This window comes from Rhodococcus koreensis (assembly GCF_017068375.1).
Classification (GTDB): Bacteria; Actinomycetota; Actinomycetes; order Mycobacteriales; family Mycobacteriaceae; genus Rhodococcus_F; species Rhodococcus_F koreensis.
In genome coordinates this window covers 5,286,204-5,299,005 of sequence record NZ_CP070609.1, presented here as the reverse complement: position 1 = coordinate 5,299,005, position 12,802 = coordinate 5,286,204, and the positions used below count along the sequence as shown (strand labels likewise).

At 69.3% G+C, this 12,802-nt stretch carries 11 protein-coding genes; 5 read left to right on the top strand and 6 right to left on the bottom strand.

Annotated elements, in window-relative coordinates:
• Positions 1-14 precede the first annotated feature (14 nt).
• From JWS14_RS24280 to JWS14_RS24270, 3 genes are all read right to left on the bottom strand, one after another.
• Positions 15-1,166 (bottom strand): acyl-CoA dehydrogenase family protein, encoded by a 1,152-nt coding sequence (locus JWS14_RS24280; RefSeq protein ID WP_206014562.1) that lies wholly within the window; start codon positions 1,164-1,166, stop codon positions 15-17.
• Positions 1,151-2,191 carry an acyl-CoA dehydrogenase family protein gene (locus JWS14_RS24275; protein ID WP_206014561.1) on the bottom strand — a complete coding sequence of 347 codons (1,041 nt, stop codon included), beginning with the start codon at positions 2,189-2,191 and terminating at the stop codon, positions 1,151-1,153. Before JWS14_RS24275 ends, JWS14_RS24280 begins: the two co-directional genes overlap by 16 nt.
• A gap of 83 nt (positions 2,192-2,274) precedes the next feature.
• Positions 2,275-4,437, bottom strand: coding sequence for an acyl-CoA dehydrogenase family protein (locus JWS14_RS24270; protein ID WP_206014560.1), 2,163 nt, complete (start codon positions 4,435-4,437; stop codon positions 2,275-2,277).
• Between the two features lie 94 nt (positions 4,438-4,531).
• Between JWS14_RS24270 and kstR the strand changes: the two genes are divergently transcribed.
• Complete coding sequence (kstR, locus tag JWS14_RS24265) at positions 4,532-5,170, top strand: cholesterol catabolism transcriptional regulator KstR (protein WP_005566090.1); 639 nt, start codon at positions 4,532-4,534, stop codon at positions 5,168-5,170.
• A gap of 68 nt (positions 5,171-5,238) precedes the next feature.
• Positions 5,239-7,779 (top strand): trehalose-phosphatase, encoded by a 2,541-nt coding sequence (gene otsB, locus JWS14_RS24260; protein WP_072939471.1) that lies wholly within the window; start codon positions 5,239-5,241, stop codon positions 7,777-7,779.
• Positions 7,780-7,792: 13 nt separating this feature from the next.
• On the opposite strand, the gene JWS14_RS24255 is transcribed toward otsB, so the two are convergent.
• Complete coding sequence (locus tag JWS14_RS24255) at positions 7,793-8,881, bottom strand: LacI family DNA-binding transcriptional regulator (protein WP_072939473.1); 1,089 nt, start codon at positions 8,879-8,881, stop codon at positions 7,793-7,795.
• Positions 8,882-9,019: 138 nt separating this feature from the next.
• Between JWS14_RS24255 and JWS14_RS24250 the strand changes: the two genes are divergently transcribed.
• From JWS14_RS24250 to JWS14_RS24240, 3 genes are read left to right on the top strand one after another with little or no spacing between them, the layout of a single operon-like run.
• Positions 9,020-9,964, top strand: coding sequence for a metal ABC transporter solute-binding protein, Zn/Mn family (locus JWS14_RS24250; RefSeq protein ID WP_206014559.1), 945 nt, complete (start codon positions 9,020-9,022; stop codon positions 9,962-9,964).
• Positions 9,965-9,977: 13 nt separating this feature from the next.
• Positions 9,978-10,856: a metal ABC transporter ATP-binding protein gene (locus JWS14_RS24245; protein ID WP_206014558.1), complete on the top strand. Its 879-nt coding sequence runs from the start codon at positions 9,978-9,980 to the stop codon at positions 10,854-10,856.
• Positions 10,853-11,746 carry a metal ABC transporter permease gene (locus JWS14_RS24240; protein ID WP_095863032.1) on the top strand — a complete coding sequence of 298 codons (894 nt, stop codon included), beginning with the start codon at positions 10,853-10,855 and terminating at the stop codon, positions 11,744-11,746. Before JWS14_RS24245 ends, JWS14_RS24240 begins: the two co-directional genes overlap by 4 nt.
• Positions 11,747-11,820: 74 nt before the next feature.
• On the opposite strand, the gene JWS14_RS24235 is transcribed toward JWS14_RS24240, so the two are convergent.
• Together JWS14_RS24235 and JWS14_RS24230 are read right to left on the bottom strand one after the other, a co-directional pair.
• Positions 11,821-12,351, bottom strand: coding sequence for a DUF3558 domain-containing protein (locus JWS14_RS24235; protein ID WP_241031453.1), 531 nt, complete (start codon positions 12,349-12,351; stop codon positions 11,821-11,823).
• Positions 12,348-12,761, bottom strand: a complete 414-nt coding sequence (locus tag JWS14_RS24230; RefSeq protein ID WP_095863030.1) for a hypothetical protein — start codon at positions 12,759-12,761, stop codon at positions 12,348-12,350. The genes JWS14_RS24235 and JWS14_RS24230 overlap by 4 nt, the downstream gene beginning before the upstream one ends.
• Positions 12,762-12,802: the final 41 nt, after the last annotated feature.

Here is a 12,802-nt window from a genome sequence, read left to right as displayed (position 1 = left end):
ATCGCGCGGCGCTCCTATCGCGGGACTCGGGGAAGTTTCAGGCCGGCTGTCGCGATCAGTTCGCGCATCACCTCGTTGACGCCGCCGCCGAACGTGATGACGAGGTTGCGTTTCACCTGCATGTCGAGCCACGTCACGAGGTCGGCGGTCGCCGGCTCGGACGGGTCGCCGTAACGTCCGACGATCTCCTCCGCGAGCCTGCCGATGCGCTGAATGCGTTCGGTGGCGAACACTTTCGTCGCGGACGCGTCGGCGATGTCGACGGCGTCCGACTCACTGGACGCCACCTGCCAGTTGAGGAGTTCGTTGAGGCGGTACGTCGCGTGGATCTCGCCGAGCGCGCGCCGCACGTCCGGTTCGCCCAGGAGGTCGTGCGCGATCGCCCAGTTGCGGATGCGGTCGTACAGTCCCCCGACCCGGCCTGCCGGTCCGAGCATGACGCGTTCGTGGTTGAGCTGGGTGGTGATCAGGCGCCAACCCTGATTCTCCTCGCCCACCAGCATGTTCGCGGGCACCCGGACGTCGGAGTAGTAGGTGGCGTTGACGTGGTGCGCGCCGTCGCACGTGATGATCGGTGTCCAGCTGTAGCCGGGGTCCTTGGTGTCCATGATCAGGATGGAGATGCCGCGGTGCCGCGAGTCGGCCGAACCGGTGCGGACGGCGAGCCACAGGTAGTCGGCGTCGTGGCCGCCGGTGGTGAAGATCTTCTGGCCGTTGACGATGTACTCGTCCCCCACCCGGGTGGCCGTGGTCCGCAGCGCCGCCAGATCGGTTCCCGCCTCGGGTTCGGTGTAGCCGATCGCGAAGTGCACCTCGCCCGCCAGGATCGCGGGCAGGAACTTGCGCTTCTGCTCCTCGGTGCCGTAGGTCTGCAGCGTCGGCCCGACCGTCTGCAGCGTCACCGAGGGCAGCGGAACATCGGCGCGCACAGCCTCGTTCACGAAGATCTGCTGCTCGATCTCTCCGAAGCCGCGACCGCCGAACTCCACCGGCCAGCCCACCCCGAGCCAGCCGTCCTTGCCCATCCGGCGGATGACCTCGCGGTAGGTGGCGCCGTGGCGCTCGGTGCGCATCACCTCGGCCTCGGCCGGGGAGATCAGCCCGGAGAAGTAGCGCCGGAGTTCCGCCTGCAGCTCACGCTGCTCGTCGGTCAGATCGATGAACACCGGGCCCCCACGAGGTCGAGTCGATACGAGGCGCCGCCGACGAGGCGGGCCAGGTCTTTGGCGGTCGAGTAGTAGCGGTGCAGCGGGTACGTCACGTCGACGCCGATCCCGCCGTGCAGGTGGTGCAGCACCTGCATGGCGGCGGGCACCTCGGCGGCGATCCAGTAGGCCATCACGTCCAGATCGTCCTGGGCGTCCAGGCCCTCGGACACCCGCCACGACGCCGCGAGCGCCGACACGTGCAGGGTGCGGGACGTGACGTAGACGTCGGCGATCTGCTGCGAGACGGCCTGGAACGTCGCGAGCGGCTTGCCGAACTGGTGCCGGGTGGCCAGGTGCTCGCCCGCCAGAACCGTTGCACCGGAGAGCAGTCCGTCGGCCACCGCCCCGATCGAGGCCAGCGCGATCCGGTACAGCGTCTGCACCGCGTTGTCGCCGGCCGCGAGCAGATCGCCCCGCGCCCGGTCGAACGTGATCGCGAATTCGGGGCTGCCCGACGCCGAGGGCGTCGGTGTGAGCGCGACGCCGTCCGCGCCCGGATCCACCAGCACCACCCCGGCGTCCGTCGGCACCAGGATCCGGTGCGCCCGCTCGGCGTACGGGACCGCGAGCACGCGTCCGGTGACGGAGTGGCCGTCGCCCTCCGCGACCGCCGTCACCGACGGCCGTGCCGGGAACTGCGCCCCGGGTTCGGCGAGCGCCGCCGTGAACGTGCGACCGTCGGCGAGACCGGTGAACAGGGCGTCCTGTTGCGCGTCGTCGCCCAGCGCGACGATGGGCAGCACCCCGAATCCGAGCGTCGCGAGGGCCGGGACCTGCGCCGCCTTCCGCCCGACCTCGGTGAGCAGCGCACCGACGTCGGTGACCGAGAGCCCTTCGCCACCGAGACGTTCCGGCAGTGCGAGGGTCAGCAGGTCGGCGTCGGCGAAGGCGGCCCAGAGGGCGTCGCCGTCGAGGTCGCGGGCCAGCAGTCCGGCCGCGACCTGGGCCACGGCCTCCTGGGTTTCGTCTCGAGTGAAGTCCACGCTGACAATCCCACTTTCGATTTAGAACGTGTTCTAGTTGTATCACCATCCCGGACCCCGCGAAAGGCCGAGCGCGGCCCGGCTCAGCCGCGCGGCAGCCCCAGAATCCGCTCGGCCGCCACGGTCAGCAGGATCTGCGTCGTTCCGCCCGCGATGGAGAGGCAGCGGGTGTTCAGGAACTCGCGCGCGAGCGGTCCCTCCACCCAGCCGTCCGTGCCGCCGAGTTCCATCGCGAATTCCGCGACCGCCTGCCGTTGACGGACGCCCACCAGCTTGCGGACGCTCGATTCGGGCCCGGGGTCCTGGCCGTCCAGCTGCCGGAGGGTGGTGCGCAGTTCCAGTTGCGAGCCGACGAGCGCGTTGCCGATGAGCCGGCCGAGCGTGTCGTCGGTGACCGGGTCGCCTTCGCCCGCGAGCGCGAGCAGTTCCTCCATCGCCGCACCCAGCGAGGAGCCCCCGCCCATCGCGACCCGCTCGTTCGCCAGCGTGGTGCGGGCCAGCTTCCAGCCGTCGCCGAGATTCCCGACCACCAGGTCGTCCGGCACGAACACGTTCTCGAGATACACCTCGTTGAACAGGGCGTCGCCAGTGATCTCGCGCAGCGGCGAGACGGTGATGCCAGGGCTCGTCATGTCGACGAGGAAGTAGCTGATGCCCTTGTGTTTGGGCGCCTCCCGATCGGTGCGGGCCAGGCAGATCGCCCAGTCCGCCTCCTGCGCCCTCGACGTCCACACCTTCTGGCCGTTCAGCCGCCACCCGCCGTCCACCTTCTCCGCCGACGTCCGCAGCGCCGCCAGGTCGGAGCCGGCGCCGGGTTCGCTGAACAGCTGGCACCAGATGATCTCGCCGCGCAGCGTCGGGGTGGCGAAACGCTCGATCTGCTCGGCGCTGCCGTGCTCGAGGATGGTCGGCACGGCCCACCAGCCGATCACGAGGTCGGGTCTGCCGATCCCGGCGGCCGCCAGTTCCTCCTCGATCAGGATCTGCTCCGCGGCGCGCGCACCTCGCCCGTAGGGCGCGGGCCAGTGCGGGGCCAGGTAGCCCGACTCGGCCAGGGCCGCGCGTCGCTCCGGCTCCGGCCGGGCCACCAGCGCGGCGATGTCGGCGCGGATCCGGGCCCGCTCCTCACCCAGGCTCGAAAGGTCGATCGACAGGTGCCTGCGAGCGCCCGCCCGGGTCAGTTCCGTGACCCGCGACCGCCAGCGGGCGGAGCCGCCCAGCAGCTGCCGCAGCGACGTCGCCCGGCGCAGGTAGAAGTGGGCGTCGTGCTCCCACGTGAAGCCGATTCCGCCGAGCACCTGGATGCAGTCCTTGGCGGTCTCGACGGCGGCGTCGAGCGTGATCGTCGCCGCCACCGCCGCCGCCGCCGGGAGCTCGCCACCGTCCGCATTCCACGCGTCCTCCGCCGCAACGGCCGCGTCCCACGCCGCGGCCCCGGACTGTTCGACGCGGCACAGCATCTCCGCGCACAGGTGCTTGATCGCCTGGAACGATCCGATCGGTTTTCCGAACTGCTCGCGAATCTTGGCGTACTCCACCGCCGTTCGCAGACACCAGGCCGCGATGCCGGACGCCTCCGCGGCGGCCAGGGTCGCGGCGAGGTCGGACACCAGCCCGTCCCGCACCCCCGTGACCACGCGGTCGGCCGCCACCGCCACCCCGTCGCACCGCACCCGCGCGAGCGGACGGCTCTTGTCGATCGTGTCGGCGACCGCGATGTTCAGGCCGTCGGATTCACCGTCGACCAGGCACCACACGACCTGCTCGCCCGTGTCGGCCGGCAACAGCACGGCGACGCCCGCGTCGCCGCCGATCGCGAAGCCGGCGTCGCCGGTGACCGTCAACCCGCCGTCGGCCCCGAGGGTCGCGTTCACCGGGGAGTTGCCGAGAGCCACCGCGCACGGCATCGCGCCGTCGGCGAGATCCTCGGACCATCGTTTCGCGGCGGCGCCGGAGCTGCGCCCGACGACGAGAGCGGCCAGAGCGGTGGAGAGAACAGGACCCGGGGCGAGTTCGGTCGCGGCCTGTTCGAGCATCGCGGCGAGATCGACGATCTCCGCCCCCGACCCACCGACCTCTTCGGGCACGGCGACCGAGAAAATTCCGAGCGAAGAGAAGGACGGCCACGACGTGTGCCACGAATCTGCTGGTCCTTGCCGTACTGTGACCAGCGGGTCCGTCGACCGCGCCCAAGCCTGGATCGCACCCGCTGCAGCTCTCTGTTCCTCGGTGGTGGCGATAGTCACAACGGGTATCCGCCTCTCCTGAATGACACATTCGTCTAGAACGTGTTCTAATATGACACCTGGCCATGAGTCAAGGCGCGAAGGAAAACAGGTAATGACGACCAGCTCTCGATCACGGTCCACGACGGTCGCTGCGGCGACGCTGGGCGAGGACGATCTCAGTTCCAACGCGCAGAAGGAACGGCGCAAGCGGATCCTCGACGCGACCCTGGCCCTGGCGTCCAAGGGCGGATACGAAGCCGTGCAGATGCGGGCCGTCGCCGAACGCGCCGACGTCGCCGTGGGAACGCTGTACCGCTACTTCCCGTCCAAGGTGCACCTGCTGGTGTCGGCGCTCGCCCGCGAGTTCGAGCGGATCGACTCCCGCGGAAAGAACCCGCCGGGCCGGAACCCCCTCGAGCGGATGCAGCTGATCCTCAGCCAGATCACCCGGGCCATGCAGCGCGACCCGCTGCTGACCGAGGCCATGACGCGCGCGTTCATGTTCGCCGACGCGTCCGCCGCCGCCGAGGTCGATCAGGTGGGCAAGCTGATGGACCGGCTGTTCGCCCGCGCGATGACGGACACCGAACCCACCGAGGACCAACTGGCCGTCGCCCGCGTCATCTCCGACGTGTGGCTGTCGAACCTGGTGGCCTGGCTCACACGCCGCTCGTCGGCGACCGATGTCGCGAATCGGCTCGAACTCACCGTCGAACTGCTGCTCGGTGACGGGAGCCGCAGACCCGAGTAGGACGCGATCGGGGCACAGCCCCGGCCGAGAACGCGCTCACATCCGTCACATCCCCTAGATTTGAACGTGTGAGCGCCCATGATCTGCCCATCGAACTTCGTCGTGCCCTCTCCCGGGTCGCGCGGACCCCTCGTCTGCTCGTCGCGTCCGATTACGACGGCACGATGGCCCCCATCGTCTCGGACCCCGAAAAGGCGTTTCCCCACGCCGAATCGGTGCGTGCTCTCCGCGCCCTGGCCAGCCTCGCCGGAACCACGGCGGCCGTGATCTCGGGCCGGGCACTCAAAGACCTCGCCGCGCTGTCGCGGCTGCCCGCCGAGGTTCAACTCGTCGGCAGCCACGGCTCGGAATTCGACATCGGGTTCATCCATGCGATCGACGCCGACGCCAAGAAACTTCTCGGAGAGATCACCGAGGAACTCCGGCGGATCTCCGCCCTGCACGCCGGCACGTCGGTGGAGGCGAAGCCGGCGAGCGTCGCCCTGCACGTCCGCAACGCCGACGCCGAGGAAGGCGCCCGCGCACTGGCCGCGGTGCGCGCCGACGCCGGGCAGCGGGTGGGCGTGCAGGTCACCGAGGGCAAGTCCGTCATCGAACTGGCCGTCGTCGCCACCGACAAGGGCCATGCCCTCGACCTGATCCGCCACCAGGACGGCGCGACCGCGGCAGTGTTCGTCGGCGACGACGTCACCGACGAGAAGGCGTTCGCACGCCTCCAGGGCCCCGACCTCGGCGTGAAGGTCGGCCCCGGCGACAGCCTCGCCGAATTCCGGGTGTCGAGCACCGAAGATGTCGCCGCGGCCCTTGCGTTCCTGCTCGAGGAGCGCCGCACCTGGCTGTCCGGGGCCCACGCGCCGCCGATCGAGCGCCTCACCATGCTCGCCAGCCCGCGGACCGTCGCCCTCGTCACGCCGGACGCGACCCTCACCTGGTTGTGTCATCCCGAACCCGACTCGGCGTCCGTGTTCGCGCACCTGCTCGGTGGACCGGAAGCCGGCCACTTCAGCGTCGGCCCGCACCGCAGCGCCCTGCCGCTGAGCCAGCGGTACATCGACAGCACGATGACCGTGCAGACCCGGTGGGCCAGCCTCTCCGTCACCGACTACCTGCCGCACGACGTCCGTCTGGGCCGCACCGACCTGACCCGGGTGATCAGCGGGCAGGCCGCCGCCGTCGTGACGTTCGCACCGCGGCCCGAATTCGGTCAGGGCCAGGTCATCCTCGAGGCGGTCAGCGAGGGACTGCGGGTGCACGGCACCAACGAGCCGATCGTGCTGCGCTCCCCCGGCGTGCAGTGGAACGTCACCTCCGACGGCAACCAGCAGACCGCGCATGCCGTCGTCGATCCGTCCGGTGGCGACGTCGTCCTGGAATTGCGGTGCGGCACCGAAGAACTCGGACCGTCGGAGACGCCCGAGCAGGAGCGTCGCGCACTGGCCGAATCGTACTGGTCGGACTGGGCGAAGAGCCTCACCCTGCCCACGCTCAAACCCGACCTGATGAAGCGCTCCGCGCTCACCCTCCGCGGTCTGGTGCACGTCGACTCCGGAGCGATCATGGCGGCCGCCACCACCTCGCTGCCCGAGGAGATCGGCGGCGTCCGCAACTGGGACTACCGCTACTGCTGGCTCCGCGACGCGGCGCTCACCGCGTCCGCGCTCGTGAGCCTCGGCTCCCTCAGCGAGGCCGAGGGCTACCTCGACTGGGTGCACGACGTCCTCGAGACGCTACCCGGCCCCGAACGCCTGCACCCTCTCTACACGCTGCACGGTGGCGGTCTGCCGCCCGAGGCCGTCATCGACTCGCTGCCCGGCTACGCGGGCTCGCGGCCGGTCCGCATCGGCAACGCGGCCAATCAGCAGGTCCAACTCGACGTGTTCGGACCCATCGTCGAGCTCATCCACGACCTGTCCCACGCCCGCGAGAAGCAGGGCGCCGAGGTGGCGCTCAACGACCGGGACTGGGAACTGGTCTGCGCCATGGTCGAGGCCGTCGAACGTCGCTGGTTCGAACCCGACCACGGCATCTGGGAGATCCGCGACAACCCCCGGCACCACGTGTATTCCAAGGTGATGGGGTGGGTCACCATCGACCGTGCGGTGGCGTTGGCCGAGCACTTCGGCCGCGACATCGAGCCCGGGTGGACGCCGTTGCGCGACAAGATCGCGGACGAGGTGCGCGAGAAAGGCTGGAAGGACGAGGTCCGCTCGTACACCGCCGCCTACGACGGCACCGACCTCGACGCCGCCACCCTGTACATCGGACTGTCCGGGCTGATCGACCCGTCGGACGAGAAGTTCGCGGCCACCGTCACTGCCACCGAGGCGGAACTGCGCAGCGGTTCCACCGTGTACCGGTACCACCACGACGACGGACTGCCCGGCACCGAGGGCGGGTTCCACCTCTGCGCCGCCTGGCTGGTGGAGGCGTACCTGCTGATCGGTCAGCGGTCGCAGGCGGAAGCGTTGTTCGCGCAACTGGTCGACGCCGCCGGACCGACCGGACTGCTCAGCGAGGAGTACGACCCCGTCGCCGAGCGGTCGCTGGGCAACCACCCCCAGGCGTACAGCCACCTGGGACTGCTGCGCTGCGCTCAGCTCCTGGCCTGAGCCGGCGGCCGGGTCAGCGTCTGGCGGGCCCGGCCGTCGAACCGCGCAGCAGTTCGGTCTCGAGCATTTCGACGGTCGCGACCCCGGAGTGCGACGGCGACATGAGCAGGGCCCCCGCGCGGCGGCCCTTCTCCTCCTGAGGTTGCCGCACGGTGGTCAGGCCCTCGCGCAGTGCGTCGTCGACGCCGTCGAATCCGGTGACCGACAGCTGTCCGGGCACGTCGATGCCCTGCCAGCGCGCCCAGTCCAGTGCGCCGAGAGCGAGGACGTCGGTGGTGCACACGAGCGCGGTGATCCGGGGATTCACGGCGAGCGCCTGTGCGGCACCGGCGTGCCCCGACTTCCCGGTGTGCTCGAACCGCTCGATGACGGTGAGGGTGGCGGGGTCCAGGCCGGCGTCGGACATGGCGTCGCGCACGCCCTCGATGCGTTCGCGCTGGACGTGGAAGTTCGGCGACCGCAGGCGCTCCGCGTCGGCGACCCCGTCCGCGCGGTCGCGCCCCAGCCTCATGCTCAGCACGCCGATGTCGCGGTGGCCGAGGCCGATCAGGTAGTCGGCGAGTCCGCGCATCGCGCCGCGGTCGTCGATGCCGATGAGCGACGCACCCGGGATTTCCCGCGGCTGATCGCACACGACCATCGGCAGGTGCCGCTCGCACACCGCCGCGAGGTACGGGTCGTCGTCCGCCACCGAGTACACGACGAACCCGTCGACGCCCGCCTGCTGCACGACCGCGGCGGCGTCCGCCTCCTCGCGACCCGGACCCGCCGGAATCAGGAGCAGCCCCTGCCCGGCGGCCTCGCACGACTCGGCCAGTCCGGACAGAAAGCTCATCGCGGCCGGGTCGCGGAAGGAGTAGCTGAGGGCCTCGGTGAGCAGCAGTCCCACGGCCCCGGCCTTGCGGGTGCGCAGGGATCGGGCCACCGGGTCGGGGCCGGGATAGCCGCGGCGCTTGGCCGCCTGCAGCACCCGGTCGCGGAGTTCCGCGGAAAGTTGATCGGGCCGGTTGTAGGCGTTGGACACCGTCGTTCGCGAAATATTGAGCTCGGCCGCGAGCGACGCCAGCGTGGCTTGGCGACGAGGCTGTCGAGACCTGGGCATAGGGGGACGTTAGTACCTGGCCCGCGTTCGGGCGCGTCGGGGCTGCACCGAAAGTGCACTACCAGGACCTATCCGCTAAAGTGCAACGGTAACGGTTTCCAATAGCGTTTAGCGTTCGTATTCGGTCAGGAGTTTTCTGTGCGCGCTTCCTCGTGTTTTCGTGCCGTCACGGCGGCCGTCGGGCTGTCGTTCGCCGCGGCGCTCACCCTCACCGCGTGCGGCTCCGACACGACCGGCGACGGCACCCTGACCGTCGTCGCGTCGACGAACGTCTGGGGCAGCGTCGCCCAGGCCGTCGCCGGCGACAAGGTGGACGTCACCTCGATCATCACCGAACCGTCGTCCGACCCGCACTCCTTCGAGGCGAGCCCCACCGACGCCGCCAAGCTCACCGACGCCTCGCTGATCGTCTACAACGGCGGCGGATACGACCACTTCGTCGACGACATCATCGGCACCGGCAACAGCGACCAGCTCACGGTCAACGCGTTCGACCTCCTCGAGGGCGGCGCGCACGCGGGCGAGGGCGGCGGTGACTCGCACGAGGGCCACGACCACGGCGACGTGAACGAACACGTCTGGTTCGACGTCGACACCGTCGACGCCGCCGCGCAGTCCATCGCGGACAAGCTCGGCCAACTCGACCCCGACAACGCCGACGCCTACAAGGCCAACGCCGCCACCTTCCACGGTCAGCTCGAGCAGATCTCCGCGATCACCGACGGCATCGCGGCCGCCCACAAGGACGCGCCCGTCGCCCAGACCGAACCGATCGCCTACTACCTGCTGCAGTCCGCGGGCCTGAAGGACGTCACCCCGCCCGACTTCACGAGCGCCATCGAGAACGGCAACGACCCCGCGCCCGCCGCCATCGCCGCCACGCGACAGCTGCTCACCGGCAAGCAGGTGCAGGCCCTCGTCTACAACGTGCAGACGCAGGACCGGGTCACCCAGGACGTGCGGGCCACGGCCGAGTCGGCGGGAATCCCCGTCGTCGAGGTGACCGAAACCCTCCCCGAAGGCCTGGACTACATTCAGTGGCAGACCAACACCGCCGAGTCGCTCGCCGCGGCTCTGCAATAGAACTGATCGGCTTGTGACAGAACCCACTTCGAAGAACGCCGGCAACGGTCGCGTCCCCGCACTGGAACTGACGGGGGCGCGACTGTCCTTCGGCGAACGCACACTTTGGCAGGACCTCGACCTCACCGTGGAACCCGGCGAATTCGTCGCCGTCCTCGGACCCAACGGGTCGGGCAAGACGTCGCTGCTCAAGGTGCTGCTCGGTCAGCTCGCCCTCAGCTCCGGCACCGCGCGCATCGCCGGAACCCCGGCGCGAAAGGGCAATTCGCACGTCGGGTACATCCCCCAGCAGAAGTCGCTCGACGACGGGTTGCCGCTCCGCGGCCGCGACCTCGTCGGGCTCGGCGTCGACGGCCACCAGTGGGGAACCGGTCTCCTCCGGCGAGGCCGGCGCCGGGCCATCGTCGACGCGGCGATCGCCGAAGTCGGCGCCCAGCACTACGCGGACGCGCCGATCGGTTCCATGTCCGGCGGCGAGCAGCAGCGGCTGCGGATCGCGCAGGCCCTCGTCGGCAACCCGCAGATCCTGCTGTGCGACGAGCCGCTGCTCAGCCTCGACCTGGCCAACCAGAACCTCGTGTCCGGACTCATCGACCGGCGGCGCCGCACCCACGACACCGCGGTCCTGTTCGTCACCCACGAGATCAACCCGATCCTCCCCCTCGTCGACCGCGTGCTCTACCTCGTCGACGGCCAGTTCCGGATAGGCAAACCGGAAGAGGTCATGACGTCGGAGGTGCTGTCCGAGCTGTACCGCACCGACGTCGAGGTGCTGCAGGTGCGCGGCCGCCTCGTCGTGATCGGCACCGGCGACGCCATCGACGCCCTCGGCAGCGCGGGCGGCCTCCGCCCCGGCGAGGGTGTGCACCACACCGACGAGGGACACGCATGAGCAACAAGTTCACCGACGCCATGTCACGCATGTTCGACGTCTCTGCCACCGTCGACCTCCTGCAGTACGACTTCGTGCAGCAGGCATTGATCGCGGGCGCCATCCTCGGCCTCCTCGCGGGAGCCATCGGACCGCTGATCGTGAGCAGGCAGATGTCGTTCGCCGTGCACGGCACGAGCGAGCTGTCGCTGACCGGTGCGTCGGCAGCCCTGCTCATCGGCGTCAGCGTCGGGGCAGGCGCCATCGCCGGTTCGGTGGTCGCGGCCGTCCTCTTCGGGCTGCTCGGCGCGAAGGCCCGCGACCGCGACTCGGTCATCGGCGTCATCATGGCGTTCGGCCTCGGCCTGTCGGTGCTGTTCATCTGGTCGTACCAAGGGCGCACCGGCACCAGTTTCTCGCTGCTGATCGGCCAGATCGTCGCACCCGGCGACAGCGGCCTGCAGTTGCTGCTGCTCTGCGCCGTGCTCGTCATCGGAGTCCTCGGCCTGATCTACCGTCCCCTCCTCTTCTCGAGCACCGACCCCGACGTCGCCGAAGCCCGCGGAGTCCCCGTGCGCGCCCTGTCGATCGTGTTCGCCGTCCTCGTCGGCATCACCGCCGCCCTCGGCGTCCAGATCGTCGGCGCACTACTCGTCATGGCACTGCTCATCACCCCCGCCGCAGCCGCCGCCTACGTCACCGCCAGCCCCCTCAAGGCGACCGTCCTGTCGATCGTGTTCGCCGAACTCGCCGCCGTCGGCGGCATCCTGCTGTCCCTCGCACCCGGCGTGCCCGTGTCCAGCTTCGTCACCACGATCTCGTTCGTCATCTACCTCGCCTGCCGACTCAGCGGGTCCTCACGACGCAAGAACGCCGGACGCATCGCCCACACCCACGCACACACGCACTGAGCCGCCATTATTCGCCGCTCAGCGGCCGAATCGGCCCTCACACGCCGAAGGGTGGCGGCTCAGTGCAAGCGGGCCTAGAGGTGGTCGGGGAAATACGGCGCCAGCGCCGTCGCCACCTTCGTCGCCTGATCGCACGCCGCATTCGCCGTGGTGAATTCCGGGCTTCCCTCGCTGTAGAGAATTTCGAAGTCGAGGACTCCCGGCGCAATGTCGACCGCGACACTGCACGATCCACCGAGGAAAAGCCCCACTATCGCGTGACGGCCGCCGATCTCGGTTTCGTTGACGACCTCGAAGCGGTCATCTTGCCGAATGTCCTCGATCGTGTCGCCGCGAGCAGCGATCGTGATCCCGTAATAAGGATCGTGCGACGTGAACATGCACGCAAAATTCGATGTCGACTCATGATCCGCGCGACTAGAGGGGCGAGCGTCAATCCGCGCCTCCTTGATCGCCTCTATGGGCAGGTCGTCGCACGGGTGGAAACCGATAGTCGGAGCGGGGTCGGCTGTTGCTTCGCCGTCTGAGGATTGCTCGCAGGAAGTAGCGAATCCCAACAAGGCCAGTGCCGACATTGCAGTCGCTGCGGCTCGCTTGCCGTTCACAGTTCGGTTCCCGCGGCGCCCAGGTTTCCTGCGATCTGCGCATCCTGCTCCTGATATCGGGCAAGCACAGCCTCGAACATCGATTTCATATCTCGCGCATACGTTTGATGAGCGGTGAAGAGCCCGCGCGCAGTGTTGGCGAATTCGATGTCCTTGCCGCTGATCGCCTTCTCATCGAACTTGCGCGCAAGCTCGGCTGCAGAAGCAATGTCCTTCTCTCCGATCCCGAGAGTGGTGGCGCGTAGTTCCTCATTTGCCCGGCGGGCGAGATCACCCATGCGATCCGCATGGTCCTGGCACAGCTTGATGCACTGTTCCAAGCCAGCCGGGTCGAGTTCGAGCCTGCCTCCCCCGACGATGTTCTCGGTGAAAGCCTTCCAACCGGCTTCCGGTGCTTCTGGCCCCGCCATGTTCGTGCCCCCTCCGTGTGTCCTGCTGTGTCCCCACCTGT